This is a genomic window from Rhizobium sp. BR 315 (assembly GCF_050577975.1).
Taxonomy (GTDB): Bacteria; Pseudomonadota; Alphaproteobacteria; order Rhizobiales; family Rhizobiaceae; genus Rhizobium; species Rhizobium miluonense.
Genome location: NZ_JARWKZ010000023.1, coordinates 1 through 25,782, shown reverse-complemented (window position 1 = coordinate 25,782; position 25,782 = coordinate 1). Strand labels below are relative to the sequence as shown.

Here is a 25,782-nt window from a genome sequence, read left to right as displayed (position 1 = left end):
ATGTCCCATGCCGTCAAGAACATGATCCAGGGGGCCCGGGAGCTGATCGCCTTTCGGATCGGCGACCAGGAGTTCTGCGTCGACATCATGTCGGTTCGGGAAATTCGTGGCTGGACGCCGGCAACCGTCATGCCGCATGCGCCTGCCTATATGCTTGGCGTCGTCAACTTGCGCGGTGCCGTACTGCCGATCATCGATCTTTCGAGCCGGCTGGGCATGAAGAATGCGGAGCCGACGGCGCGGCATGTGATCATTGTGGCGCAGGTCAACCGCAAGGTGGTGGGCCTTCTCGTCGATGCCGTCTCGGACATTCTGACGATCACCGATGACAGTGTCCAGCCGACGCCAGATGTCTCGTCCGACCATGAACGGCAGTTCGCGCGCGGCATCGTCGCCATCGACCGCCGCATGATCTGCCTGATCGAACTGGAAGCCCTGTTCCCCGAGAGTGAAAGCGAAGCTGCATGAATGTGATGGGAGCAATAGATCTCAAGGCATCGCCGGACGAGGTCCTGGCTAGCGGTGAATATCCGCTGACCCGGCGCGATCTCGCCGAGATCGCCGCCATGATCTATGCGGATGCCGGTATTTCCCTCAATGAAAGCAAGGCGTCGCTGGTCTATTCGCGGCTGTCGAAGCATATTCGCGCGCTGGGTCTGCCGGGCTTCCGCGATTATTGCCTGCTGGTTTCTTCGCCGGCGGGAAGTGCGGCGCGGCGCGAGATGCTGTCGCATCTGACGACCAACTTCACCCGCTTCTTCCGCGAGAACCACCATTTCGATCATCTGCGCACTGAGGTCCTGCCGGGCCTGCTGGCACGCGCCAAGGCCGGCGGCCGCGTGCGGATCTGGTCTGCCGCCTGCTCCGACGGCCAGGAGCCTTACTCGATCGCTCTGACGGTTCTGGCGCTCATGCCGAATGTCGCGGAGCTCGATTTTAAGATCCTGGCGACGGATATCGATCCGAAGATCCTCGGTCTCGCCCGTGCCGGCGCCTATGACGAAGCAGCGCTGGAAACGATCTCGCCCGCGATGCGCAAGCAATGGTTCCAGGAAGTCAATGTTCAGGGGCGCCGCAAATTTCAGATCGATGACCGCGTCAAGCGGCTCATTACCTTCAACGAGCTGAACTTGATGGCGCAGTGGCCCTTCAAGGGCACCTTCGACGTCATCTTCTGCCGCAACGTCGTCATCTATTTCGACGAACCGACGCAGGTGAAGATCTGGTCGCGTTTCGCCGGTCAGTTGCAGGAGGGCGGCCACCTCTATATCGGCCATTCCGAGCGTGTCGCTGGGGAATCGAAACATCTCTTCGATAACATCGGCATCACGACCTATCGCTATCTTGGCAAAAACGCGGGGAGGAAACCATGAGCGCCGCTGCCCGTGTTCTCGTTGTCGACGATTCTCCGACCATGCGTGGCCTGATCACTGCGGTGCTACGCTCCGACCCCGAGGTTGACGTCGTCGGCCAGGCCGGTGATGCGCTCGAGGCGCGCGCCGCAATCAAGGCTCTCAATCCGGATGTCGTCACACTCGATATCGAGATGCCGAACATGAACGGCCTCGAATTTCTGGAAAAGATCATGACGCTGCGGCCCATGCCGGTCATCATGGTTTCGACCCTGACGCATCGCGGCGCCGATGCGACGCTCGCAGCCCTGGAAATCGGTGCGTTCGATTGCGTCGGGAAACCCTCGCCGAGCGAGCCGCATCCCTTCGGCGACCTGGCGGAGAAGGTTAAGGCTGCTGCCCGTTCGCAGCGACAATATGTCAAGCCTGCCGCACAACGCGCGCCGGTGCAGGCCGTCGCCGATTTCCGCGTCGGTCGCAAGATCGTTGCCATCGGTTCGTCCACCGGCGGCGTCGAGGCGTTGATCAATGTGCTGCAGAAATTTCCGGCCAATTGTCCGCCGACGGTCATCACCCAGCATATGCCTCCGACGTTTACGCGCAGCTTTGCCGAACGTCTGAACCGCCTCTGCGCACCTGTCGTGGAAGAGGCGACTGATGGTGCGCGATTGGCGATCGGCAAGATCTATCTGGCGCCCGGCGGCGAAAGGCACCTGCGGGTTGCCAACGCTTCGGCACCCCATTGCCGTCTGGTAGACGGCGGGCCGGTAAACGGCCATCGCCCTTCCGTCGACGTGCTTTTCGATTCGGTTGCCGAACTGGCAGGCCGCAACGCCGTCGGCGTAATCCTGACCGGCATGGGGCGCGACGGCGCCGCCGGTCTCCTCAAGATGCGCCACGCCGGTGCGCGCACCATCGGCCAGAACGAGAAGACCTGCGTGGTCTACGGTATGCCGAGGGTCGCCCACGAGCTCGGCGCCGTCGAACAACAGTTTCCGCTGAATGCCATTGGCGAGGAAATTCTGAAAATCACAGCCGCCCGAAAGGAAGGGAGCGAATAATGTCTCTAGCGGAGAAAATCAAAGTTCTGATCGTCGACGATCAGGTCACCAGCCGCCTCTTGTTGAGCGATGCGCTGACGCAGCTCGGCTTCAAGCAGATCACGGCGGCCGGCGACGGTGAACAGGGGATGAAGATCATGGAGCAGCAGCCCCATCATCTGGTCATTTCCGACTTCAACATGCCGAAGATGGATGGGCTCGGCCTGCTGCAGGCCGTCCGTACCAATCCGACGACGAAGAAGGCCGCCTTCATCATCCTGACGGCACAGGGCGACCGCGCGCTGGTTCAGAAAGCGGCTCAGCTCGGGGCCAACAATGTTCTGGCGAAGCCCTTCACCATTGAAAAGATGAAAGCAGCCATCGAGGCCGTGTTCGGAGCATTGAAATGATCGTTGAGGGTGCTGCCCGTCGCGTGCACATCATCCAGGGCGAGTATAAGGTTCTAAGCGATCCGGATGTGGTGTTGACCACCATTCTTGGTTCCTGTGTGGCGGCCTGCCTGCGCGACCCGATCGCCGGCGTCGGCGGCATGAACCATTTCCTCCTTCCGGGAATGGCAAGCTCGCCGATGAGCGGTGGTGATGCGACGCGATACGGCGTGCACCTGATGGAACTTCTGATCAACGGCCTCCTGAAGAAGGGTGCGCGTCGCGACCGGCTGGAGGCAAAAGTCTTCGGCGGTGCCAAGACGATCGCTACCTTCTCCAATGTCGGCGAGCAGAATGCAGCCTTTGCCATGCAGTTCTTGAAGGACGAAGGCATCCCCGTCGTCGGTTCCAGCACCGGCGGCGAACATGGGCGCAAGGTCGAATATTGGCCGATCTCCGGACGAGCCAGACAATACCCGCTAACCGGTGCGGAGACGCAGAAGACCGTGGCGCTGGAACAGCGTCCGGTCGTCGCTCCGAAGCCGGTCGACAATACGATCGAATTTTTCTGATCAACGAGGCAACCGCATGACTTCCTTCCAGCGCGCTGAAATGACTGCCAACGAGGACATGCTTCCGGCTATCTTGCTGCGCATCGTTTCCGAATTGCACGACGTCGCCTATCTGATCGAACGCATCGAGCCGCAGCTGCTCGATGTCGGCGGCGCCAAGGTGCTGGAATCGCCCGGGACGATGAAGGTCATACAGGGCATCGACCTCGCGGTGCAGAAAACGCGCGGCATCGCCGAGTTCATCGATACCATTGCCGGCACCATGCCGGAGGGATGGACGGTCGATCTCGCGGCGGCATTGAGCCTCGTCAAGCTGACCGAGATGCAGAAGGCGCTTAGTGGCGGCAATTTTCACTCCCTTCCCCAGCCCATGGCAAAGGCTGCCGGCGACTTCGATTTCTTCTGATCGGGCATCCGCAACGGATATTGTTTTTCTTATATAATTCTCTCCGTTTCTCCCCGGCTTTTTCCTTCTGGCAAGGCCGGACGAAACGCTCGCACAAGTTTCGATTTCTATTTTCGCTACAGAGCACAAAGCCATCAGGTCTTTGACGAATCGTGCGAGAACAGAATGAATCTGTTAAATCAATTAGTTCCCCTATTCCGGAATCTCCAGAATCTGGGCAGAACGCGCCTGCTGATTATGGGTGGCGTCGCCGCAGCTTCCATTGTGATGGTCCTTCTTGCGGCCCTTTACGTTAACAAGCCCGCCCAGGAGACACTTTATGTCGGCCTGGATGCGACCGATCTCAATCAGATCAGCATTGCGCTCGCAGAAGCAAAGATCAATTTTCAGGTTGGTACCGACGGCACGAGCCTGACCGTTCCGGCCGGGATGACCGGCAAGGCTCGTGCGCTGCTTGCCGAACGCGGCCTGCCCAGCAGCGGCAAAGCCGGCTACGAACTCTTCGACAATGTCGGTTCGCTCGGCCTGACCTCCTTCATGCAGGAAGTCACCCGCGTCCGCGCGCTCGAAGGCGAAATCGGCCGCACCATCACTTCCATCGCAGGCATCAGCGCCGCACGCGTTCACATCGTCATGCAGGATGTCGGCAATTTCCGCCGGGCGGACCAGAAGCCGACGGCCTCGGTGATGATCCGCGCCAGTGCGGATGCGGCCCGCAAATCGGCGCCGGCCATCCGTCATCTGGTTGCCTCCGCCGTTCCGGGCCTGGAGGTCGACGACGTTACGATCCTCGATTCGACCGGCCAGCTGCTCGCATCGGGCGACGATCCCAGCAACGGCGCGCTCAGCCGTAATCTCGGCATCGTGCAGAACGTGCAGGGCGAGATCGAAGGCAACATCAACAAGGCGCTCGCACCGTTCCTCGGCATGGACAATTTCCGTTCCAGCGTAACGGCACAGCTCAATACCGACAGCCAGCAGGTCAAGGAAACCACCTTCGATCCGGAATCGAAGGTCGAGCGTTCCGTCCGCACGGTAAAGGAAGCGCAGAAGTCGCAGCAGAGCCAGCCTGATACGGCCGCGACCGTGGAACAGAATATCCCGCAGGCGGCTCCGAAATCCGGCGGCAACTCGCCGACGTCGAACGATCAGTCCGACAAGCGCGAAGAGCAGACCAACTACGAAATCAACAGCAAGACGACGGCGACAACCCGCAACAGCTACAAGATCGAAAAGCTCTCCGTAGCCGTGGTGGTCAACAGGGGCCGCATCGCCCAGATGCTCGGCGAAGGCGCCGACCAGGCGAAGGTCGATGCCTATATCGCCGAAATGCAGAAGATCGTTGCAACGGCTGCAGGCGTCGATCAGACTCGTGGCGACGTCGTCACCGTCAATGCGATGAACTTCCTCGACAATCAGCTGCTCGAAGACACCTCTTCAAGCTTCAGCATCATGGACATGCTGAGCCGTAACCTCGCGGGCATCATCAATTCGCTGGCCTTCGTTGCGGTTGCCTTCCTGATCGTCTGGATGGGCTTCCGTCCGCTGATCCGCTCGCTTGGTGGCGGCGCGGCTGGTGCCACGGCCCTGCCGGAGGCGGCCGGCCTGGAATTGCCGGACTTCGCTCCCGCCGTGGGCGGTCCCGGTGCCGCGCTCATGGACGGCTTCGGCTCGGACTTCGGCTTCGACAGTACCGACGATCTGCTGACCATGGGCGACGACGCCGGCACCTTCAACCGCCGCGTCAAGGAAGGGCCCGAACGCCGCCTGTCGCGTATGGTGGAAATCAGCGAAGAGCGCGCCGCAAAAATCCTTAGAAAATGGGCCGTCGACCAGGCTGCCTGACGGAACGACCGGGAGAGATCCCGGTCGTTTGCATTTTTGGGCTGCTGTCCTCCGCCGTCAGCCAAGTTACGGGCTTCACTGTGGCCAGTTAGCCGCGATCAAGTAATTTGACGTGTTCGTAAGATGGAATTTCAGCGGATATACGTTGCTGGGTAGAAAGAATCGACCTACAAATAGTGTGACTATATGTCGTAGCCGTTTAACTGGCGCGAATCGGCCCTCGATTTATGTATTTCGCAAGTTCTTGGAACTTGCAGAGTTCGAGGGACGGAACAATCGGTTCATGGTTCGTAGATCGTGTCCGCAGTGCTTATGCTGGTACGATTGCCGACGTGAAAACCAATACCGGGTGCGTTCTCCCGCCCTGCCTTCACCGGGATGTGTTTGTGTCGCGGTAAATAATGATTCGGCTCTGATGCCTTCTGGAAAATCGCGATCGGTTTTTCTGGGCGATGTGACGGGTTTCGACGGAATGATGCTCTCGTTGACGACAGATCGTCCAACAGTGGCAGGAAATGCAGGAATGGACATACAGATATCGCAGTTGAGCAAAGGCGATAGGGATGCGCGGTCAACGGCATCAGCCGGCGCCATGTCGCGCGAGCAGCTCGTTCTTCAGCTGAGCGCCATTTCCGGCCCAACCTATCTGCAAGCCGGGCTGCGCGCGCTGGCGAACTACGCCGGTGCCTCGCACTATCTTCTGGCGCGCTGTGATTTCATCCAGGAAAGCGGCCTCGATTTCGTCGTCTCTTCCGACTGGCCCTTCGATCTCGTCAGGCGCCTGGCCTCCGAATTGACCAGCGGTTATGGCCGTATGGGCGAGCTGGAAAAGTGCATGTCGCTGTTCCAGCCGAGCCTGGCTTCTCTGCCTGAGGATATCGAGTTGCCGGAAGGCGTTGGCCGGCAATATCACGCGCTGACCCTCAATGTCGGCCGTACGCGCTTTTCCCTGATGCTGCTGGCTCGCGAATCGGCATCGCTCGCGTCGGAGCGCTTGCGCGATGTCGGTCTGCTGTCGGGCTACCTTGCCAGCTGCACCCGCTGCTTCGAGGACAAGCTGGAGCGCGATTTCGATCTGACCGACCGCGAGCTGGAATGCTTGTTCTGGATTGCCGAAGGCAAGACGAGCGATGAGATTGCCATGATCCTCGGGATATCGCGCAACACCATCAACAACTACATCACCAGCGTCATGCGCAAGACCGCCACCAAGACCCGGTCCGAGGCTATTGCCTTTGCCGTGCGAAACAACCTCGTTTGAAGGCTCGTTGAATGCGATATCAGCCAGACAGGACGATGGACATGCCGACAGAAGCGCGGCTGACCCGCTCGGGCCGGATTTCTGGTCGCTCCGATCTCTTCCCGAAGCTGGTATCGATGCTGAAGCTGATCGATGCACAGCACTTCGCGGTCTACCGCCTTCACGGCTCCGGCCTGCCGCATAAGCAACGTCTGGTCTGCGAGCTCGACAACTGGGGCTCCGCCAATTCCGTCATTGCCAAGTCTTTCGTGGATGCCTACGGCGACGCCATGATCGAGCACATCGACAAGTCGCTGCTTCCGCTCATGTGGAATGGCCGCGATAGCGACAGCACCGCCGAGACGCCCGACTTTGCGGCCTTTACGCAGCGCCTGAAACCCCATCTCTTGCCCTTCGCCGGCGTTGCTTTTCCCGTGCGGCTCGGAGCCGTAGGCAATGGCTACGTCGTCTTCACGGCGAAATTCATGGATCTGGCGAGTGACATGATCGTCGAATTGCATGGCCGCAGCTGTCAGATCATGATGGAGCTACTGTCGCTGGACGAACGCCGCTCTCAGGCGGCCGAAGCGCTGAGCGAGCGCGAGATCGCCTGCCTGCAGCTGGCCGGCGACGGGCGCATCAGCGAAGAAATCGCAGAAAAACTGGGATTGTCGGTTCATACCGTCAACGCCTATCTCGGATCGGCAACGATCAAGCTCGACAGCGTCAATCGCATCCAGGCGATCGCGAAGGCGATCCGCTTCGGCTACATAAGCTGACAGTGCAGCGCCTCGGCGGATAGCTTCGCAGGTCTTCGTTTTTCTTCAGGGGTTCAGAATGCGTGCACTGTTTCGCCGTGGGTGACGTAACGTGCATCCTTCAGACTGCGTGCGAGAAGTGCCGTGTTCTCGTCCGGATCGGCAGATGCCCTGTCGAAGGCGATATGGTTGATTTCGATGCCGGCGTAGTGCTCCGTCAGGGCAAGCTTGGCATAGATGGTGACGCCCTGCGGTTTGATCTCCAGATCGAGCGTCACTTCGGCCGGGCCGCCCCAATCGAGCTTATAGTCGCCACCGAGCCCGAAATTGACCACGCCTGGAAGGAAATAGAGCTCAGCGGCCGAGGCCACGAGGTCAGCAAGATTACCGTAGCGTTCGAAACGCAGCAGCGAGATCAAGTCGGCGGCATCGAGAAGACGCAGCTCGCTTGCGACGGGGCTGATGGCTTGGGCAAGTATTTGTTCGCGCTGGGCAGAGTAGGGGCATTTTTTCATATGGTTTATCGTACCCGTTTTCTATTTGACTGCACGGCATAGATCCGATGGATAAGTTCGGCGACCGCCTTGTAAAATACTGACGGTATGACGCTATCAACCGAGACTTGCGCAAACATGGAGCGAGCGAGGGGCGGATCTTCGAAAACGGGAATATTGTTGGCTTCCGCTATCTCCCTGATTTTCAAAGCGATCAGATCCTGGCCCTTGGCAACGACGACAGGTGCGTCGTTTTCCTCGCGTACATAGCGCAAGGCCACGGCAAAGTGAGTCGGGTTGGCGATGACGAGGGTCGCGCGCGGCACCTGCTTCATCATGCGCCGGCGGGCGCGGTCACGCGCGATCGAGCGCTGGCGCGACTTGACGATCGGGTCGCCCTGCGACTGTTTGTGTTCGTCCTTGACTTCCTGCTTCGTCATCCTCAGCTCGTCGAACCAGTGGTAACGGCTCCACAATATATCGGCGATGCCGACGACCGCGGTTGCGAGGAGCACGATGACCAGGATTCGCTGAACGATCGTCGCGAGCCGTACAAAGATGGTTTGCGGATCAGAAGCCATCGCGTCGATCGAATGGAAGAACTGGCTGCGCAGCACGAAAAACATGATGACGCTCACGATGACGATCTTCGTGAGAGACTTTCCGAATTCCACCAGGCCCGTCATGCTGAATATGCGCTTCCAGCCGGCAACGGGCGAGATCCGCGAGAACTGCGGCCTGATTCGCTCCAGCACCGGCGTCGGCAGGTTCTGGAACATCGAGGCGCCGATGCCGAAGGTCAGGAAGAGCACCACGGCGGGCAGCACCATGTTGGCGATTTCCCAGCCTATGCGGATGAAGAGCGAGATGGCGTCGGGGCCGGTCTCAAGCTTCCATTGATCCGGCTTTTCGAAGAGGTCACGCAGGATCTCGCCCATGCGGCCCATGCGTGCGGGCAGGAAGAAGGTGACGTAGATAACCGTCGCCAGCATAGTGGCAAAGATCGTTGCTTCCCTGGAATGCGGTACGTTACCCTTCTCCAGGGTGTCGCGGAGTTTTTTCTCCGTCGGGTTTTCTGTTTTACTGTCCTTGTCTTCGTCAGCCAAAGCAGCCGCCCTTTACGCAACGGAAACGGGCCGCGCTTCATACGCGGCCCTGAGCTTAGCACTCTAAGACAATTCAAGTGAGTCGCGGCGAGATCAAGCCGCTTCTTCCACAGGCGTATTTTCCTTGGGCTTGAGCTCGATCTGGCCGGAATTGGCAAGCCGGATGGCTTCCTGGGCGATGGCGCGCCGCGCGATAGCGATTTCGCGCGGGTTGATGCCGGTATTGCCCATCTGCAGATCCGATTCGATCATGCGACGCTGGCGCGGGCTGATCGAGGACAGGACGATCTCGCGAATCTCCGTGTTCGAGCCCCGCAGCGCCATGGTCAGAATGTCCGAGGCGATATCGTTGAGCAGCAGCACGCGGCTCGGCTGCGGCATGCGTGTGAGATCGTCGAACAGGAAGATCTTCGGACGAACCTTCTCGACCGATTCCTTGTTGATCGATTCGAGCGAGGTCAGCAGCGTATCGACCTGCGGCTTGTCGAGTTCGTTCATGAGGTCCGCGACCTTGGTCGAGCCGGAAGCGTTGCGTTCCGCATCGATCTCCGCCATCAGTCCGAGCACGCGGTTCTCGATGATCTGCGCGGCTTTCGGGCTGACTTCCTTCAGGTTGACGGTACGGTTCATGATGTCGGCGCGCTGGGCTTCGGGAAGCTGCAGCAGCACCTTCGCGCCGAAAGCGGAAGGCATCATCGACAGGACATAGGCGATAGTCTGCGGATGCTCGCGCAGGAGGAACTTGGCAACGAAGACAGGATCCGCTTCGCCCAGGCGATCCCAGATCGAGGTCTCGTAGGCCTGGAAGGCGGTACGGCGGCCGAGCAGGCTGTCTACTTCGTCCGGCGTCAGGCCTTCCTCGAGAATGCTCTCGATGGCCTTGGCGTTATCCATCAGGCCGGCGCCTTCGGTAAACAGGTCCTCGAATTCCGCGACGAGCTGAGCCAGTTCGTCCGGCGGAATGAGCCTCAGCGATTGCGCGGAGGCAATGATCATCTGCAATTCGTTCTGGGTAAAATATTTGAGCAGCCGCCCTGCCACCTGCTTTCCCATAGCAAGAAGGACGGCGGCCGCCTTTTCAGTCTGAGATAACGGTTTCTCGGCAAGTGCGCCGCTGAAATCGTCAAAGTCCATCATGGTCTTCGTCTCCATCCCGCACAGGGAGTGGGCTCATCCTGAGCCGGGTTCAGCTTTTTTTCGTGTTGTAGACTTCAGTGAGCTTGATACCGAATCTGGTGTCATCATGTTCCAGAACGGTAATTTCGCCCCGGCCGATCTTGCGGCCGTTTACGGTGATTTCGACAGGTTCGCCGATCTTCTTGTCGAGCGCGATGATTGCGCCTTCGCTCAGATTCATCAGGCCGGAAACCTGCATGCGGCTGGTGCCGAGCACGATCTGGACGTCGATCGGGATATCCATGATCATGTCGAGATTGGCGGCAAGAGCGCTGCCGAGCGGCGCCGGCGCCGCGGAGGCGCTGGCAAAATCGCTGTCGCCGAAAGCCGGGCTGGAATCCTCGTCGCCGAAATCGCCGAAGGTGGAAAGATCCGTGCCGGTTTCCGCGCCGAAGGCATCGGTGTCGAGATCCGGCATGCCGCCGTCGCTATCCTTCTTCAGGACGCCGCGCAGACCATCGATGGCCTCGTCCAATGCGGCGTCGCTGTTTGAAATCTCCAGCGATTCGTCGCTGTCTTGCTGTATCGTCTTCGTAGCCATGAAATCACTATTCCAGTTGAAACTTGCCTCAAGCTGCCGTGGGTGGGGAGGCCACCCGCCAGCCGGTCAATTCATTAGGTGTCGAAGAAGCTCGTCGTCGGAGTTGACGTTGTCCTTGACGCGCACAGTATAATTTTCGCCGGAACGGCCGAATTCGCAAATATAAAGGTCTTTGCTGTTGGCGCTGACCTCAACCCGGACGTCGCCGGTATTATCCATGAAGGGAATGACGTCGCCGACCTCGAGCTTGGAAATCGTATCGAGCGTCAGCGATTGCAGTCGGATGCGGGCTTCCAGCGTCACTTGCGAGCGGCGCACCTGTTCGCTGAGCTGCTCCGACCAGGCCTGGGAGGCGGCCGTTGGATTTTTCGCACGCGGCGCGCTGACGACGGTGCGCAGCAGATCGCGCTGGGGCACGATGATGACGATCTGGGAAACGCATTTGCCAAGCGAAATCATCATCGTGATTGCAGCGGCAAAGTCGTCGTTCTCCTCGCCAATCGCTGTCGGGAGATCTTCGACGTTGCGGGGCGGATCCAGGTAGGGCTCGAAGCCGCCAGAGGCGTTAACCGCCGAACGGAGCACATTGGCAATCTTGTCGAACACCATGACGGAAAGATCGAGCTCGATCACCGAAAGCGGCCTTGCAACGGCCACTTCCATGTCTTCCGGGCGAGCTCCCAGCATGTGTTCCATCAGCGTCATAATGAAACTGGTGCCGCAACCGAGAGCGAATTTGGGCGCCCAGTTGCGCAATGATCCGTTGACCATAGCATGATTGCCGCCGAGCCCGGCGATCAGGTCGTTCATCAAGCCGGACTGACAGCCGGCATAGGCAATGCTGATCTCGAGACCCGTCTCGCTCTTGATGATATCGGGCAGGAATTCGGCATAGACCTGAGCGAAGGAGGTACCGAGCTTGGAGATCGTCGCCTGATCGCCAAGATTGCCTGTGAGCTTGGCAAAGAGGGTGCGATCCATCGCTTGTGCCTTATGTGCGGATTGCTGGCTCATGATTGTCAGGCCGCCTTGCTTTCACCGCCGGGGTTCATCATTTCCTGCTCGACGGCATCGATGGATGGGCGCTCGTAGGAGGAGATGGTCTTACGGCCGTATTCGAGCGCGACCTGCGGTACGGAACCGTTCATGTAAGCCAGCAGCGTCTGCTTCACGATGACGTAGAGGCGGTGCTGCTTGTTGCGTACGACCTTGATCTGCGAAACCAGCGGCGCGCAGACGGAATAGGACAGGATGATGCCGAGGAAGGTGCCGACGAGCGCCGATCCGATGAGGTGGCCGAGAACCTCAGGTGATTCGTTGATGTGGCTCATGGCCTTGATGACGCCGAGAACGGCGGCGACGATACCGATGGCGGGGAACGAATCGCCCATGATCGTGATCGCGTGATAGGGCTTCATCTTGTCGTGCTGCATGGTGTCGAGTTCTTCGTCCATCAGCGCCTCGATCTCGTGCGAGCGGGCGTTACCGATGATGATGAGGCGGACATAATCGCAGATGAAAGCCGTGAGATCCTTGTTCTTCAACACCGTCGGCGCGGCCTGGAAGATCGCCGATTCATCCGGATTGTCGATATGGGCTTCGATCTCGTTGCGCGACTTGGTGCGCAGGTCGCGCATCAGGGCATAGAGCACGCCGAGCGTGTCGAGATAATTGCGTTCTTTGGGAACCGCATGGCGGAAGGCTTCGCCGAGCGCCTTGCCCGAGTCCTTCACGACCTTCATCGGATTGGCCATGATGAAGCCGCCGAGACCGGCGCCTGCGATAATGACAAATTCGAAGGGCTGGAACAGCGCGCCTACGTCTCCGCCCATAGCCATAAAGCTGCCTATGATGCAGCCGCAGGTCACTACAAATCCGATAATAATGTTCATCGTCGGTCCACACCTGAACGTTGCTTCATACGATGAACTAGGAGATCTGCCTTGCGTGAGGCTGTTCGATGTCGCTCGCAACCTTATTTTGCCGTGTCAGCTTCGCACAAGCCAATGCCGGCAGGATAGCGGGTAAGGGCATCCATGCCCCGCTAACGAAATGTAGGAACGCCCTAGCGTTTCCTTTCCCGTTATTCTCCAATGTCCGGAGGGCGTTGAAAATGCAGTCTGGTATTTATGTGGCGCTATCGTCCCAGATGGCGCTCGAGCGGCGTCTGACAACAATCGCCGATAACTTGGCCAATGTGAACACGACCGGCTTCCGCGGTACCGAGGTCAAGTTCGATCAGGTTCTCAGCAACACCGAAAACAAGCTCAACGCCAAGGTCGCCTTCGTATCGCAAGGCAACGACTATCTCTCCGTCGAAAATGGCGAACTGCAGAACACCGGCAATCTCTTCGATTTCGCCGTCAAGGGCGATGCCTGGTTCGGCCTGAATACGCCTGCCGGCCTGGTGCTGACGCGCGACGGCCGCTTCACCATGAACGAAAGCGGTGCGCTGGTGTCCGTGCGCGGCTTTCCCATCGTCGACCCCGGCGGCGCCCCGATCCAGCTCGATCCGTCGGGCGGCGCCCCGACCGTCGCGTCGAATGGCACGATCGCGCAGAACGGCAAGGTCATGGGTCAGATCGGGCTCTACAATGCGGATGTGGGCAAGGGTTTCCTGCGCTACCAGAATAGCGGCATCCTGCCGACCGACACGCCCCAGTCGGTTATCGACCGCTCGAATGTCGGCGTCGCACAGGGATATCTTGAAAATTCCAACGTGAACGGCATGCGGGAAATGACCAATCTGATCGAGGTCAGCCGCGCATTCGACAATATCAGCACGCTCACCAGCAGCAGCGAAGGCACTCTCACCGACGCGATCAAGACCCTCGGCGGCAGCCAGTAAAGAGGACGAATCATGGTCGAGGATCGGTTGCCGGAGGACGCGCTGTCGCCGAAGCTTTCGCATATGGCTGTTCTGGCAGGACAGTATGCGATGGCGGAGAATGCCGTGGCCCATGGCGGTCACGTGCGCACCATCGCCGCTGGACATTACACGGTTGCCGGCCTTTCCAGGCAGGTGCGCCTCGGTGACTTCGTTGCCCATCGCTCGAAGACGGGCATCCATCTCGGCGAGGTCGTGCGCGTCGAGCCGGAGCTGACCTATGTTTGTCCGATCGAGCCTGGCGAGCCGATCGGCATCCAGGATACCATCATCCGCAAGGGGGCTTTCCGCATCGCGCCCGACAACAGCTGGTGCGGCCGCACGATCAATTCGCTGGGCGAGCCGATCGACGGATTAGGCCCTTTGGCGGCGGGGCTCGAGTCGCGTTCGATCTCCAATACCGCTCCGCCGTCGATGACGCGCCAGCGCGTCGAAACCGGTTTCAAGACCGGCGTACGGGCCATCGATATCTTTTCGCCGCTTTGCCTCGGCCAGCGCCTCGGCATCTTTGCCGGCTCCGGCGTCGGCAAATCGACGCTCCTGTCGATGCTGGCCAGAGCCGAAGCCTTTGACAAGGTGGTCATCGCGCTTGTCGGCGAACGTGGCCGCGAAGTGCGCGAGTTCATCGAGGATACGCTCGGCAGCCATATGCAGAAATCGGTGGCCGTCGTTGCGACCAGCGACGAAAGCCCGATGCTGCGCAAGATGGCGCCTCTGTCGGCGATCACCATTGCCGAGCATTTCCGCGATCAGGGCGACAATGTACTTTTGATCGTCGATAGCGTGACCCGCTTCGCCCATGCCATTCGCGAAGTCGCCACCGCATCCGGCGAGCCGCCGATCGCCCGCGGATATCCCGCCTCGGTCTTCACGGAATTGCCGCGCCTGCTCGAGCGGGCAGGGCCGGGGCCGGAAGGCACGGGAACGATTACCGCCATCATTTCCATCCTCGTCGACGGCGACAATCACAACGACCCGATCGCAGACTCCACCCGCGGCATTCTCGACGGTCACATCGTCCTGCAGCGCAGTCTCGCCGAGGAAGGCCGCTATCCGCCGATCGATCCGCTGGCGTCGGTGTCGCGTCTGGCGCGCAAGGCTTGGACCTCGGATCAGGAAAAGCTGGTCTCGCGGCTGAAGGCGCTCGTGCACCGATATGAGGAAACCCGCGATCTGCGCCTGATCGGCGGCTACCGCCAGGGCAGCGATGGCGATCTCGATATCGCTGTCCGCCAGGTGCCGATCATCTACGACATTCTGAAGCAGACCCCTGGCGAAGGGCCATCGGAAGATGCCTTCACCGATCTTGCGACCGCGCTCAGAAATGGCTCTGCCGGCGCAGTGCCGGCGAGAGCCAAGTGACGGCCGCATGAAGGATCGCTTCAACCATCCATTGCTCGCAACCAGCCGATATTCCGGCATTGCGCGCCGAAAGAGGGGTCAGACGTGAGAGAATCCGACGCAGACGAACCGGTAACTCCGCCGAGGTCGGCAAGGAGACGGACCATCACCGACAAGGCTTTGGCCTGTACGGGGCTGGTGCTCGCCGGTGCCTCCGCCTTCTTTCCCTGGTACGTTTTCCTGAATCCGGACAAGTTCGGCATCCAGGTCGCTGAAGGCGATCGCACCCGCGATCTGCCGAACTGGCCTGGCCGCGAGGTGGTCAGCGTATCGCCGCTCGCCATGGTCAACAAGAACCCCAGCGAGCCGCGGGACCTAATTCCCGATCCGCTGACGACCGCGACAGTCAGCAATATCGGCCGCGAGGACGACAAGGGGCAACCCGCCGATCAGCAGCCGTTTCCCGGCAAGACCCCATTCCACCTGCTGCATGTGGTCAACGGGCGCGCGCTGATCGAGGACGATACCGGCATGTACGTCGTGCGCGTCGGCTCCGTTCTGCCCGACAACAGTCGCCTGGCCTCGATCGAACAGCGAGACGGAAAGTGGATCATCGTCACCTCCGCGGGCGATATCTACGGCAACAAATGAAAGACCCGGAAGTGCCTGTGTTTCCGCCACTTCGAAGACCTTCGCAGGAACGCAATTCCCGCAAGTCCCACGCAAGATTATCCCGCTAGTTTCCCAGTGTAAGAACGGAGTGAAGCCCATGCAACCGATTCAGCTCTTTGACCTGGCCTCGCGGCAAGCCGAGTGGCTCCAGGCGCGCCAGGAAGTCGTTGCCGGCAACATCGCCAATGCCAATACCCCGAAGTATCGCTCCAAGGACGTCACGCCGTTCCAGGCAGTTCTGGACAACCAGAACGTCACCATGGCGAGAACCGATCCTGCGCATCTTTCGGGCAATGATTTCAGTTCGAGCGGCAATATCAACGTGCAGGAAGCGTCGCTCAATCAGGAAATTGGCGTCCAGGAGTCGGGCAACACCGTCGGCCTCGAGGACGAGCTCTCCAAATCCGGTGAAATCAAGCGCCAGTACGGCTTGAATACTGCGCTCGTGAGTTCCTTTCATCGCATGATGTTGATGACCGTAAAACCATAGATGAAGTGAAGATGCCATGGACCCCTTATCCGCCGCTTTGAAGATTGCAGGCTCCGGCCTGGAGGCTCAATCGACCCGTCTGCGTATCGTTTCCGAAAATATCGCCAACGCCCGTTCGACGGGCGATACTCCCGGTGCCGATCCCTACCGGCGCAAGACTGTGACCTTTGGCGCCGAAATGGACCGCGCCAACGGCCTGACCACGGTCGGCGTCAAGAAGCTGGGCGAAGATACGGGCAAATTCATTCAGGAATACGATCCTGGCAATCCGGCTGCGGACCAGAAGGGTTATGTCAAGATGCCCAACGTCAACGTCCTCGTCGAAATGGCCGACATGCGCGAAGCCAACCGTTCCTATGAGGCCAACCTGCAGACGGTCCGCCAGGCTCGCGATCTCATCTCTTCCACCATTGACCTGCTGAAGAACTGATAATGATCGACTCAATCAAGAATGTCGCCTCTCTCTCGGCAACCCGCGGCCTCGGCAGCATCGCCACAGATCTGACGTCAGTCGCTACAGACGCGATGAACGCCTCGCCCGCCGTCGCGATGGGAGCAGAGGCGGGAATGAGCTTCGCCTCGGTCATGTCGAATGTCGCGAAGGATTCCGTCAACTCGCTGAAGGAAGCTGAAAACGCCTCCTTCGCCGGCATTAAGGGAACGATGAGCACGCGCGAAGTCGTCGATAAGGTCATGCAGGCCGACCAGACGCTGCAGACCGCAATCGCGCTACGCGACAAGGTCGTTACCGCATTTCTCGATATTACCAGGATGCAGATCTAGAGCGGGTTCTCTCGCTCTAATCACTTGATTTTGCGTAAGTTGTTCGCGCGCCGCATCGCGGCTCCGAAGACCACGCCCCAGCTCGAAGGACGAAAGCATGAGAGCGCTCGCAATTGCCGCAACGGGTATGAACGCCCAGCAGACCAATCTCGAAGTCATCGCGAACAACATCGCGAACATCAATACGACGGGTTACAAGCGTTCGCGCGCCGAGTTCTCCGACCTTCTCTATCAGACCGAGCGTGCCAAGGGCATTTCCAACCGGCCGAACCAGGCCGTGGTTCCGGAAGGCGCCAACATCGGCCTCGGCGTGCAGACCACTGCCGTCCGCAATATCCAGATCCAGGGGCAGTTGTCCCAGACGCAGAACGATCTCGACATCGCGCTCGTCGGCCGTGGCTGGTTCCAGATCCAGATGCCGGACGGTACGACGGCCTACACCCGCGCCGGATCGTTCAACAAGAGCGACACCGGCCAGATCGTCACGCCCGACGGCAATGTGCTGGCGCCCGGGATCACGATCCCGAACAACGCCACCAACCTCGCCATCAACCAATCCGGTCAGGTTTCCGCAACCATCGGTACGGCAACGACGCCGACCACCCTTGGGCAGCTTCAGATCGCCAACTTCGTCAACGAAGCCGGCCTGCAGCCGATGGGCAGCAACCTCTTCACCCAGACGCCGGCCTCCGGCACCCCGGTCATCTCCGATCCGAACCAGAACGGCTTCGGCTATATGAAGCAGTTTTACCTGGAATCGTCGAACGTCGATCCGGTCAAGGAAATCACCGATCTGATCACTGCGCAGCGCGCTTACGAGATGAACTCCAAGGTCATCACGACAGCCGACGACATGGCGCAGATTGTCAGTAAGAACCTGAAATAGCGGGAAGGACGGGCTGAACATGAGGTTTCGCCGGATGAAAAGCTTAGCAATGGCCTGGTTCGCCGCAGCGAGCCTTTCTATCGTGGTCGTGCCGGCCGCGCCCGCCGGCGCCCAGAGCGCCGATGCGAGCAGCATGGGTACCGCCGTCGTCCCGACCGAGACGATCTATCCCGGCGACATCATCAGCAGCGGCCAGCTCGAAGAGGTCGAAGTCACCAACCCCAATCTGACGGGCGACTACGTCAAGCGAATCCGGGAGGTTACCGGCAAGGTATCGAAGCGGACGCTTCTGCCCGGTCGCACCATCTCCGTTTCCTCGCTGCGGCAGCCCTTTGCAGTGATGCGCGGCTCCAATGTCCGCCTGGTCATGAGCATGGGCACCATGACGATCACGGCGGCGGGGACGCCACTGGATGACGGCGCCGTCGGCGACAGTATCCGGGCTCGCAACATGGATTCCGGCATCATCGTCAACGGCACGGTTCTTGAAAACGGTACGATCCGCGTGGTCGCAAAATGAAACGACTTCGTCAATTTCTCGCAATTCTGTTCGCGTTGCCCAGCCTGATCATTGCCGATCCGGCTGCCGCGATGCAGTCGCGCATCAAGGACATCGCGTCGCTGCAATCCGGCCGCGACAACCAGCTCATCGGCTATGGCTTGATCGTCGGTCTCCAGGGAACGGGTGACAGCTTGCGTTCGTCGCCGTTCACCGAGCAATCCATGCGCGCGATGCTGCAGAATCTGGGCATTTCGACCCAGGGTGGCCAGTCCGCGGCCAGGAATACCGCAGCCGTCATGGTGACGGCCAATCTGCCGCCGTTCGCAAGCCCGGGAAGCCGCATCGACGTGACGGTCAGCTCGCTCGGCGATGCGACGTCGCTGCGTGGCGGCACGCTCATCATGACCTCGCTGAGCGGCGCCGACGGCCAGATCTATGCCGTTGCGCAGGGTTCCGTCATCGTGTCCGGCTTCCAGGCGCAGGGTGCTGCCGCAAGCGTTACCGAAGGTGTCACCACTGCCGGTCGCGTACCGGGCGGCGCCATCATCGAACGCGAGCTGCCCTCGCGCTTCAAGGATTCGGTCAATCTGGTCCTGCAGCTGCGCAACCCCGATTTCTCCACCTCCATCCGCATCGCCGACACCGTCAACGCATGGGCAACGTCGCGTTACGGCTCGCCGATCGCCGAGGCGAAGGATTCGCAGGAGGTTACCGTCGCCAAGCCGAAGATGGCCGACCTGACGCGGCTGATGGCCGATATCGAGAATCTCAATGTCCAGACGGATACGCCGGCCAAGGTCGTCATCAACGAGCGCACGGGCACGATCGTCATCGGCGCCGACGTTCGCGTCTCCCCGGTCGCCGTCAGCTATGGAACGCTGACCGTGCAGGTGAGCGAGAACCCGCAGGTGATCCAGCCCGAGCCGTTCTCGAACGGACAGACGGCCATTCAGGACCAGACCGACATCACCGCTACCAAGAGCGGCGGCCGTGTCGCCGTGCTGGAAGGGCCTGACCTGAAGACGCTGGTCTCCGGTCTCAACAATATCGGCGTCAAGCCGGACGGCATCATCGCCATCCTGCAAGGCATCAAGTCGGCCGGCGCCCTGCAAGCGGAGCTCGTGTTGCAATGATATCGATCGTCATCGCCAGAAGAATGCTGATCTCCGCGTGCCTCGCGACGACAGCTATGCTGCTGTCGCTTGATACCACGGTGGCGCAACAGGCAGCAAAGCCGGTTGTCGATCCGGCTTCCAGCCAGGACGAGATCCGGCAATTCTGCACCAACATCGCCGATCCGGCCCGTGATCAGCGCTATCTGCTGCAGAAGCAGGATCTGGAGAAGTTGCGTGGCGATATCGATCAGCGCATCGCCACTATGGATAAGCGCAAGGCCGAATATGAGGACTGGCTGAAACGGCGCGATGACTTCCTCAAGACAGCGGATCTCGGCCTGGTCGATATCTACAAGAACATGAAGCCGGATGCCGCAGCGGCAAGCCTCAACGAGGTCAGGACCGTCGTTGCGGCGGCCATCATCATGAAGCTATCGCCGCGTCAGTCGAGCCTTATTCTCGCGGAAATGGATGCGAAGAAGGCGGGCGTTATAGCCAATATCATCGCCAGCGCATCCAACCCGAATACATCGAAGTCGAAGGACCCCTCATGAACATGCGTCTTACGGCCACCTGCGCAATCGTCGTCTTTCTTGCCGGCTGCCAGTCGCAGGCCCTCAAGGAAATCGGCAGGGCGCCTGCCATGAGTCCGATCGGCAGCGGTTTGCAATATGCGCAGACGCCGCAGATGTCGCAATATCCGAAGCGGCCGCACCAGGTCGCGCAGGGCTATTCGCTCTGGAACGATTCGCAGGCCGCGCTCTTCAAGGACGCGCGCGCGCTCAATGTCGGCGACATCCTGACCGTCACGATCAAGATCGACGACAAGGCGAACTGGGACAACGAGACCAATCGCAGTCGTACGAACAAGAGCGATATGAACTGGAATATTTCCGCCAGGATCTTCGGCATGCAGCCCAACACCAAGGCCGATGCAACCTCAGGCTCTGACACCAGTACCGACGGCAAGGGCAAGATGCAGCGTTCGGAGCAGATCAACCTGTTGGTTGCCGCTGTCGTGACAGGCATTCTCGAGAATGGCAACCTGATGATCAGCGGCTCGCAAGAAGTCCGTATGAACCAGGAAATCCGCATTCTCAACGTTGCCGGTATCGTGCGGCCGCAAGACGTCACTTCGGAGAACACCATTTCCTACGACAAGATCGCCGAGGCGCGCATCTCCTATGGCGGACGCGGTCGCCTGACCGAAGTACAGCAGCCGCCGAGAGGCCAGCAAGCGGTCGATCTGCTGTCGCCGCTCTGACGGCTGACGGCATCGGATAGTTTGACAACGGACGGATAGGGATATGGCGGCAGCCGCAGACGAACCGACAAAGAGCAAGGGATCGCCGCTCATCATGACGATCATCGGGCTATCGGTGCTGACTGTGCTCGGCTGCGGCGGCGGCTGGCTGGTCGGCACCGTGGTCGCGCCAAGGATCAAGGCGGCCACCGCGGCCGTGCAGGCGAAAACGCCGGCAGCCGGCGGCAAGCAGGCCGCGGCCGCAGCGCAGGCAAACGGCATCATCGCGCTCGACCCGATTACCACCAATCTGGCTTACCCCTCGCAGAACTGGATAAGGCTGGAACTCGCCCTTGTATTCAAGGGGCAGCCGGATGCGCAACTCGCGCAATCGATCCATCAGGATATCCTGACTTATATCCGCACGGTCTCCCTGCAGCAGATCGAAGGGGCGCGCGGCCTGCAATATCTTCGGGATGACATTCAGGAGCGTGTTGACCTGCGCTCGGAAGGACGAGTATCGAAAGTTATGTTCAGAACTTTCGTGATCGAATGAGTCGATTAGTACTCGCCCTGTTAATATTAGTGATTGCTGCATTTTCGCCTGAACTGGCGATGGCGCAGCAATTTCCGCAACAGCTTCCCACCGATCTTCTGAACGCTCCGGTGAACGGCTCGGTTGCCGCCTGGATCATCAGAACGTTCGGGCTCCTGACGGTCCTGTCGATCGCGCCCGGCATCCTGATCATGGTGACGAGCTTTCCGCGCTTCATCATTGCCTTTTCGATCCTGCGCACCGGCATGGGCCTTTCGACGACGCCGTCGAACATGATCCTGCTCAGCCTGGCGCTGTTCATGACATTCTACGTCATGTCGCCGACCTTCGATCAGGCTTGGAAGGATGGCGTCCAACCGCTACTTGCCAATCAGATATCGGAAGCGGACGCCGTGCAGCGCATTGCCGAGCCGTTCCGCACCTTCATGTCGAACAATACCCGCGACAAGGACCTGAAGCTTTTCGTCGATCTGGCGAAGGAGCGGGGCCAGACGACCGTGGTCGACAACAAGATCGACTATCGCGTCCTCATCCCCGCTTTCATGATCTCGGAAATTCGCCGCGGCTTCGAAATCGGCTTCCTTGTGGTACTGCCGTTTCTCGTCATCGACCTGATCGTGTCAACCATCGTCATGGCCATGGGCATGATGATGTTGCCGCCGACGTCGATCTCGCTGCCTTTCAAGATTCTGTTCTTCGTGCTGATCGATGGCTGGAACCTGTTGGTCGGCAGCCTCGTCCGTTCATTCCACTGACAATTAGAGCATTTCCAGGAAAAGCGCGCAGCGGTTTTCCGTCCGGAATGCTCAAAGAAACAAGAAGATAGAGCGTTTTCGCTTTTCGAAGAGAAGCGGAAATGCTCTGGGACAAGCAATCGAAGGGCAATCGCCGGGAAGAATTTTCCTCCCGGCGACTTCGGGTTTATTCGGCGGCGATGGCCGCTGCGTTCTGGTCTTCCGTCATGAAGGGTTCCGCGCGGGTCGGCAGTGCCGGCACGTCCATATGGTCGGGCGCCAGTCCCTGCTTGGCGCGTTCCACCATCATCTCGAAGGCCGTCTCCAGATGGTGCGTGAAGCGCTCGGAGTCGAAGAGCGGCTTGATGTAGCGATTGGCTACCAGCGTCTCCTTGAGCTGCGCAATGCGTTTCGGCTGGTTGGCGAGTTCCACCGCCATGTCTTCGTACTGCTTGATGTCGTCGGCAACCAGCTCCGGCACGCCGATCGCGTTGAGCAGGCTTTCGCTGACGCGGGAGGCGAAGTTGGTGCCCTTCATGGTAAGCACCGGCAGGCCGCCCCATAGCTGTTCCGACGTGGTCGTATGGCCATTGACCGGGAAAGTGTCGAGACCGAGATCGGCAAGCTGTTGACGATCGATGTGTTCCTGGTAGCCGATACGGGCGGTAAAGACGACACGCTTGCGATTGATGCCGTTTGCCTCCAGACGCGCCCAGAGATTGGCTTCCGCTTTCGGGCCGTTGCACAGCAGCCAGAGCACGCTGTTCTTGGTGCGCTTGAGAATATTGCACCAGACGTCGATCATCTGCGAGGTGATCTTGCGGTTGCCGTTGAAGGAAGCGAAGACGAAGGCGTCTTCCGGCAGCCCATGCTCGGCGCGCGTCGTCGGCTGCGGCTTCGGACGGTTGAGCGGATCGTTCGGCTGATAGCATTCGGGCAGGCGGCAGAACTTTTCGTGGAAATGCTCTTTCGAACGCTCCGGCAGCACGTAATGGTCGCCGACGATGTAGTCGAGATCGATATTGACTGTTGTGCCGGGGAAGCCCAGCCAGGCAATCTGGATCGGAGCCGGCATGTGATTGAGAATGTGGGCCCGGCTTCCCTTGGTATGCCCCTTGAGGTCGATGAGTATGTCGATGTCACGCGCGCGGATCGCTTCCGCAGCCGCCTGGTTGGAAAGGTCGCGGATATCGACCATCGTTCCAAGCTTCTCGTAATCGAACTGCTCTTCCTGCTGAGCAAGCGGATTCGAGTGGTCGAACAGAGTGACCTCGAACCGCTCCTTGTCATGCAGCTCGAGAACATGCTGCAACAGCTTCATTGTCGCATGCCCCGGCCAGAAATCGGAGGAGAGATAACCGATACGTATCTTTCGGCCCCATGCGTGCGGAAGCGTGCGGCGTGTCTCGCCATGGCCGACGGGCAGCGGTTCGGTGTCGTGGATCGCGAGCTTGTTGATCGCCTCGTCGCCGCACCAGTGAAGATGGAAGAAAGGGTTGTCAGGGATGACGTGGTCGAGCCTGCCCTGTGCCAGCGATGCCACGACCGACGCCATGTGCTTGTCGACGGCCGCGAGATCCGACTCCTCGCGCGCGAAGATCAGATAGAGCGTCCGGAAGATGATATTGTCGGGGTAGGTCTTGAACAAAGTCGCAACGATGTGCTTGTTGCCTTCCTCGTAGAGATCGTCGGTGAGGAGCGTTGCCGCCATCATCCGATGCCTCATCTCCGGCCCTTCGACGAGCACGCTCTTGAAGCCGGTCAGAAGTTCTTTCTGCTGACGGGTCAGGAAAATGCGGCTGAGGACGAAGGCCAGATCCGGATCCTTGAACGCGAGCGGTAGGATCAGGCTGCCGATTGCCAGCGCCTGATCGTCATTGCCGCACTCGCTGTGGAGCAGCAGCGCTTCGCGCAGATAGTCGTCGCGACGGGGCGGTTGCCGGCCTGCCAGCTCGTAGGCGCTCGCTGCATCCGCCTTGAAGCCGAGCTTCAGAAGGGTCTTGGCCAGCAACGCGTAGGTTTTGGCCGACCTGTCGACGTTGAGCAGGTCGTTCAGCGTTTCGAGCGCGCGCGTATATTGTCCCTTCTGATAGAAACTGGACGCTGTCACAAAGGCGTTTTTCATATTCACGAGCGAGAACTCCAAGCGGAATGTTGAACCGGCCCTCTTCAAAGGCCGAGTGCCGGCATCATGGATTCGCTCGATCATCGCGCACGTAGCTTGCCTGAAACCGAAGCAACGATCGCAAGGCCTTTACGCATTCTTAGCCACGTTCCGGATAGGCGGCTTCGTTAAGGCCACGTTTAAGGAATTGGCAAGCAATGGATGCGACTTTCCTTGCGACATGACGGGTTTGGTCCTCTAGGAAGACGGATCGAGGGGCATGAAGCTGCTCCGTCATCGCCGGTATTCTCAGTCCGGTATGTCCTCCTTTCGTATCCAGTTTCCAGGGGACACACTCAATGACCAGCATTCTTACCAACAATTCCGCAATGGCCGCCCTCCAGACGCTGCGCGGCATCACCAGCAACCTGCAGCAGACGCAGAGCCACGTATCGTCGGGCCTGCGCATCTCCAAGGCTTCCGACAACGCCGCTTACTGGTCGATCGCCACCAGCATGAAGTCCGACAACGGCGCCATCGGTGCTGTTACAGACGCTCTCGGCCTCGGCGCCGCCAAGGTTGACACTGCTTCGACGGCTGTTACCAGCGCGATCGACATCGTCGGCCAGATCAAGAACAAGCTTGCAACTGCCATGGAAGGCTCTGTCGACAAGAAGTCCGTCCAGGGCGAAATCGGCCAGCTGCAGCAGCAGCTGCAGAGCGTTGCCCAGTCGGCTTCGTTCAACGGCGAAAACTGGGTCATGGCTCAGAACGGTGGCTCGGCTTCGGTCGTTTCCTCCTTCATCCGCGGCACCAACGGCACGGTTTCCGTCAGCACGACGGCCTACAAGTTCGACTCCAGCTCGGTCGGCAACGTTCTGTTCGGCACGACTGCAGCCGGCTCGCTCGACACGGCTTCGGGTATCCTTGGCACCAAGAACACCACCGTTAACGCTTCGGTCTTCAGCCTCGACATCAGCAAGATGACCACCGGCCAGATCTCCAGCGCCCTGAACATGGTTCAGACCGCTCTGAACTCCATGACCAGCATGGGCTCGAAGCTCGGTTCGATCTCCAGCCGTATCACCCTGCAGACGAGCTTCGCTTCGTCGCTGTCCGACTCGATCCAGTCGGGCGTCGGCAAGCTGGTTGACGCCAACATGGAACAGGAATCGAGCAAGCTGTCGGCTCTGCAGACGCAGCAGCAGCTCGCGATCCAGTCGCTCTCGATCGCCAACTCCTCGAACCAGTCGATCCTGTCGCTGTTCCGCGGCTAATAAAAAGCTTCGGCGTCTGACGCCGAACGAAAATCTTAAACAAGAAGTTAACCGCGCCTACCTAAGGCGCGGTTTTTTTATATTTTTTCGGTCTATAGGCGGTTCAAGATTTCTTAACTATATTGCTGTTTCTTAGGACCATCGAAGCGGCGAGTTAACCTTAACGGATTGGGTTAACAGGCATGATGCTGAATGCCGTTACCGGTTTTAGGTCCGGAATGTCCCTTGATTTAACCACTGCCAAAAGGGGCAAATATTATGACGAGCATTCTT

30 protein-coding genes are annotated in these 25,782 nt (G+C 59.6%); 23 read left to right on the top strand and 7 right to left on the bottom strand.

Annotated elements, in window-relative coordinates; genetic code table 11:
• The 9 genes from QD409_RS20850 (at position 1) to visR (ending at position 7,623) form a co-directional block, all read left to right on the top strand.
• Positions 1-468 (top strand): chemotaxis protein CheW, encoded by a 468-nt coding sequence (locus QD409_RS20850; protein WP_092842901.1) that lies wholly within the window; start codon positions 1-3, stop codon positions 466-468.
• Positions 465-1,373: a protein-glutamate O-methyltransferase CheR gene (gene cheR / locus QD409_RS20845; protein ID WP_092842899.1), complete on the top strand. Its 909-nt coding sequence runs from the start codon at positions 465-467 to the stop codon at positions 1,371-1,373. Before QD409_RS20850 ends, cheR begins: the two co-directional genes overlap by 4 nt.
• A complete protein-coding gene (gene cheB / locus QD409_RS20840; protein WP_092842897.1) occupies positions 1,370-2,413 on the top strand; it encodes a protein-glutamate O-methylesterase CheB in 1,044 nt (347 codons plus the stop codon). Before cheR ends, cheB begins: the two co-directional genes overlap by 4 nt.
• On the top strand, positions 2,413-2,802 hold the full coding sequence (locus QD409_RS20835; protein WP_004128537.1) for a response regulator: 390 nt from the start codon (positions 2,413-2,415) through the stop codon (positions 2,800-2,802). The genes cheB and QD409_RS20835 overlap by 1 nt, the downstream gene beginning before the upstream one ends.
• Positions 2,799-3,353 carry a chemoreceptor glutamine deamidase CheD gene (cheD, locus tag QD409_RS20830; RefSeq protein ID WP_092842895.1) on the top strand — a complete coding sequence of 185 codons (555 nt, stop codon included), beginning with the start codon at positions 2,799-2,801 and terminating at the stop codon, positions 3,351-3,353. The genes QD409_RS20835 and cheD overlap by 4 nt, the downstream gene beginning before the upstream one ends.
• A 16-nt stretch (positions 3,354-3,369) precedes the next feature.
• The gene (gene cheT / locus QD409_RS20825; protein ID WP_092842893.1) at positions 3,370-3,759 is read left to right on the top strand and encodes a chemotaxis protein CheT; all 390 of its coding nucleotides are present in this window, start codon (positions 3,370-3,372) and stop codon (positions 3,757-3,759) included.
• 165 nt (positions 3,760-3,924) lie between these two features.
• Positions 3,925-5,604, top strand: a complete 1,680-nt coding sequence (fliF, locus tag QD409_RS20820; RefSeq protein ID WP_092842891.1) for a flagellar basal-body MS-ring/collar protein FliF — start codon at positions 3,925-3,927, stop codon at positions 5,602-5,604.
• 523 nt (positions 5,605-6,127) lie between these two features.
• On the top strand, positions 6,128-6,865 hold the full coding sequence (gene visN, locus QD409_RS20815) for a transcriptional regulator VisN (RefSeq protein ID WP_092842889.1): 738 nt from the start codon (positions 6,128-6,130) through the stop codon (positions 6,863-6,865).
• An 11-nt stretch (positions 6,866-6,876) separates the two neighbouring features.
• Positions 6,877-7,623, top strand: coding sequence for a transcriptional regulator VisR (gene visR, locus QD409_RS20810; protein WP_167667856.1), 747 nt, complete (start codon positions 6,877-6,879; stop codon positions 7,621-7,623).
• A gap of 53 nt (positions 7,624-7,676) precedes the next feature.
• Here visR and QD409_RS20805 read toward each other — a convergent pair whose 3' ends face one another.
• The 6 genes from QD409_RS20805 to motA form a co-directional block, all read right to left on the bottom strand.
• Complete coding sequence (locus tag QD409_RS20805) at positions 7,677-8,117, bottom strand: hypothetical protein (RefSeq protein WP_092842887.1); 441 nt, start codon at positions 8,115-8,117, stop codon at positions 7,677-7,679.
• Positions 8,118-8,122: 5 nt separating this feature from the next.
• Positions 8,123-9,202 carry a flagellar biosynthesis protein FlhB gene (flhB, locus tag QD409_RS20800; RefSeq protein ID WP_092842885.1) on the bottom strand — a complete coding sequence of 360 codons (1,080 nt, stop codon included), beginning with the start codon at positions 9,200-9,202 and terminating at the stop codon, positions 8,123-8,125.
• A 93-nt stretch (positions 9,203-9,295) separates the two neighbouring features.
• Positions 9,296-10,339, bottom strand: coding sequence for a flagellar motor switch protein FliG (gene fliG, locus QD409_RS20795; protein WP_004128558.1), 1,044 nt, complete (start codon positions 10,337-10,339; stop codon positions 9,296-9,298).
• Positions 10,340-10,388: 49 nt separating this feature from the next.
• Positions 10,389-10,919 carry a flagellar motor switch protein FliN gene (fliN, locus tag QD409_RS20790; protein ID WP_092842883.1) on the bottom strand — a complete coding sequence of 177 codons (531 nt, stop codon included), beginning with the start codon at positions 10,917-10,919 and terminating at the stop codon, positions 10,389-10,391.
• Between the two features lie 66 nt (positions 10,920-10,985).
• Entirely contained in the window at positions 10,986-11,933 is a 948-nt protein-coding gene (locus QD409_RS20785; RefSeq protein WP_092842881.1) for a FliM/FliN family flagellar motor switch protein, read from the bottom strand.
• Positions 11,934-11,938: 5 nt separating this feature from the next.
• A complete protein-coding gene (gene motA / locus QD409_RS20780; RefSeq protein WP_004128566.1) occupies positions 11,939-12,811 on the bottom strand; it encodes a flagellar motor stator protein MotA in 873 nt (290 codons plus the stop codon).
• A gap of 221 nt (positions 12,812-13,032) precedes the next feature.
• Between motA and flgF the strand changes: the two genes are divergently transcribed.
• From flgF to fliP, 13 genes are all read left to right on the top strand, one after another.
• Positions 13,033-13,767: a flagellar basal-body rod protein FlgF gene (gene flgF / locus QD409_RS20775; protein WP_092842879.1), complete on the top strand. Its 735-nt coding sequence runs from the start codon at positions 13,033-13,035 to the stop codon at positions 13,765-13,767.
• Between the two features lie 12 nt (positions 13,768-13,779).
• Positions 13,780-15,168, top strand: coding sequence for a flagellar protein export ATPase FliI (gene fliI, locus QD409_RS20770; RefSeq protein WP_092842877.1), 1,389 nt, complete (start codon positions 13,780-13,782; stop codon positions 15,166-15,168).
• Positions 15,169-15,252: 84 nt separating this feature from the next.
• Positions 15,253-15,798: a flagellar protein gene (locus tag QD409_RS20765; protein WP_092842876.1), complete on the top strand. Its 546-nt coding sequence runs from the start codon at positions 15,253-15,255 to the stop codon at positions 15,796-15,798.
• 118 nt (positions 15,799-15,916) lie between these two features.
• Complete coding sequence (gene flgB, locus QD409_RS20760) at positions 15,917-16,309, top strand: flagellar basal body rod protein FlgB (RefSeq protein ID WP_092842874.1); 393 nt, start codon at positions 15,917-15,919, stop codon at positions 16,307-16,309.
• A gap of 16 nt (positions 16,310-16,325) precedes the next feature.
• Positions 16,326-16,739 carry a flagellar basal body rod protein FlgC gene (gene flgC / locus QD409_RS20755; RefSeq protein ID WP_092842871.1) on the top strand — a complete coding sequence of 138 codons (414 nt, stop codon included), beginning with the start codon at positions 16,326-16,328 and terminating at the stop codon, positions 16,737-16,739.
• Positions 16,740-16,741: 2 nt separating this feature from the next.
• Entirely contained in the window at positions 16,742-17,092 is a 351-nt protein-coding gene (locus tag QD409_RS20750) for a flagellar hook-basal body complex protein FliE (RefSeq protein ID WP_092842869.1), read from the top strand.
• A gap of 97 nt (positions 17,093-17,189) precedes the next feature.
• Complete coding sequence (gene flgG, locus QD409_RS20745) at positions 17,190-17,978, top strand: flagellar basal-body rod protein FlgG (RefSeq protein WP_092842867.1); 789 nt, start codon at positions 17,190-17,192, stop codon at positions 17,976-17,978.
• Between the two features lie 34 nt (positions 17,979-18,012).
• Entirely contained in the window at positions 18,013-18,498 is a 486-nt protein-coding gene (flgA, locus tag QD409_RS20740) for a flagellar basal body P-ring formation chaperone FlgA (protein WP_425348502.1), read from the top strand.
• Positions 18,495-19,613, top strand: a complete 1,119-nt coding sequence (locus QD409_RS20735) for a flagellar basal body P-ring protein FlgI (protein ID WP_004128596.1) — start codon at positions 18,495-18,497, stop codon at positions 19,611-19,613. Before flgA ends, QD409_RS20735 begins: the two co-directional genes overlap by 4 nt.
• Positions 19,610-20,149, top strand: coding sequence for a MotE family protein (locus QD409_RS20730; protein ID WP_092842863.1), 540 nt, complete (start codon positions 19,610-19,612; stop codon positions 20,147-20,149). Before QD409_RS20735 ends, QD409_RS20730 begins: the two co-directional genes overlap by 4 nt.
• Entirely contained in the window at positions 20,146-20,859 is a 714-nt protein-coding gene (gene flgH, locus QD409_RS20725) for a flagellar basal body L-ring protein FlgH (protein ID WP_092842861.1), read from the top strand. The genes QD409_RS20730 and flgH overlap by 4 nt, the downstream gene beginning before the upstream one ends.
• A 43-nt stretch (positions 20,860-20,902) precedes the next feature.
• Positions 20,903-21,394, top strand: coding sequence for a flagellar basal body-associated FliL family protein (locus QD409_RS20720; RefSeq protein ID WP_092842859.1), 492 nt, complete (start codon positions 20,903-20,905; stop codon positions 21,392-21,394).
• A complete protein-coding gene (gene fliP, locus QD409_RS20715) occupies positions 21,391-22,149 on the top strand; it encodes a flagellar type III secretion system pore protein FliP (protein WP_092842852.1) in 759 nt (252 codons plus the stop codon). The genes QD409_RS20720 and fliP overlap by 4 nt, the downstream gene beginning before the upstream one ends.
• Positions 22,150-22,315: 166 nt before the next feature.
• Here the strand turns inward: fliP and QD409_RS20710 are convergent, their stop codons facing one another.
• Positions 22,316-24,253: a glycosyl transferase gene (locus tag QD409_RS20710; protein WP_430763595.1), complete on the bottom strand. Its 1,938-nt coding sequence runs from the start codon at positions 24,251-24,253 to the stop codon at positions 22,316-22,318.
• Between the two features lie 338 nt (positions 24,254-24,591).
• Between QD409_RS20710 and QD409_RS20705 the strand changes: the two genes are divergently transcribed.
• Complete coding sequence (locus tag QD409_RS20705; protein WP_430763563.1) at positions 24,592-25,509, top strand: flagellin; 918 nt, start codon at positions 24,592-24,594, stop codon at positions 25,507-25,509.
• Positions 25,510-25,782 lie beyond the last annotated feature (273 nt).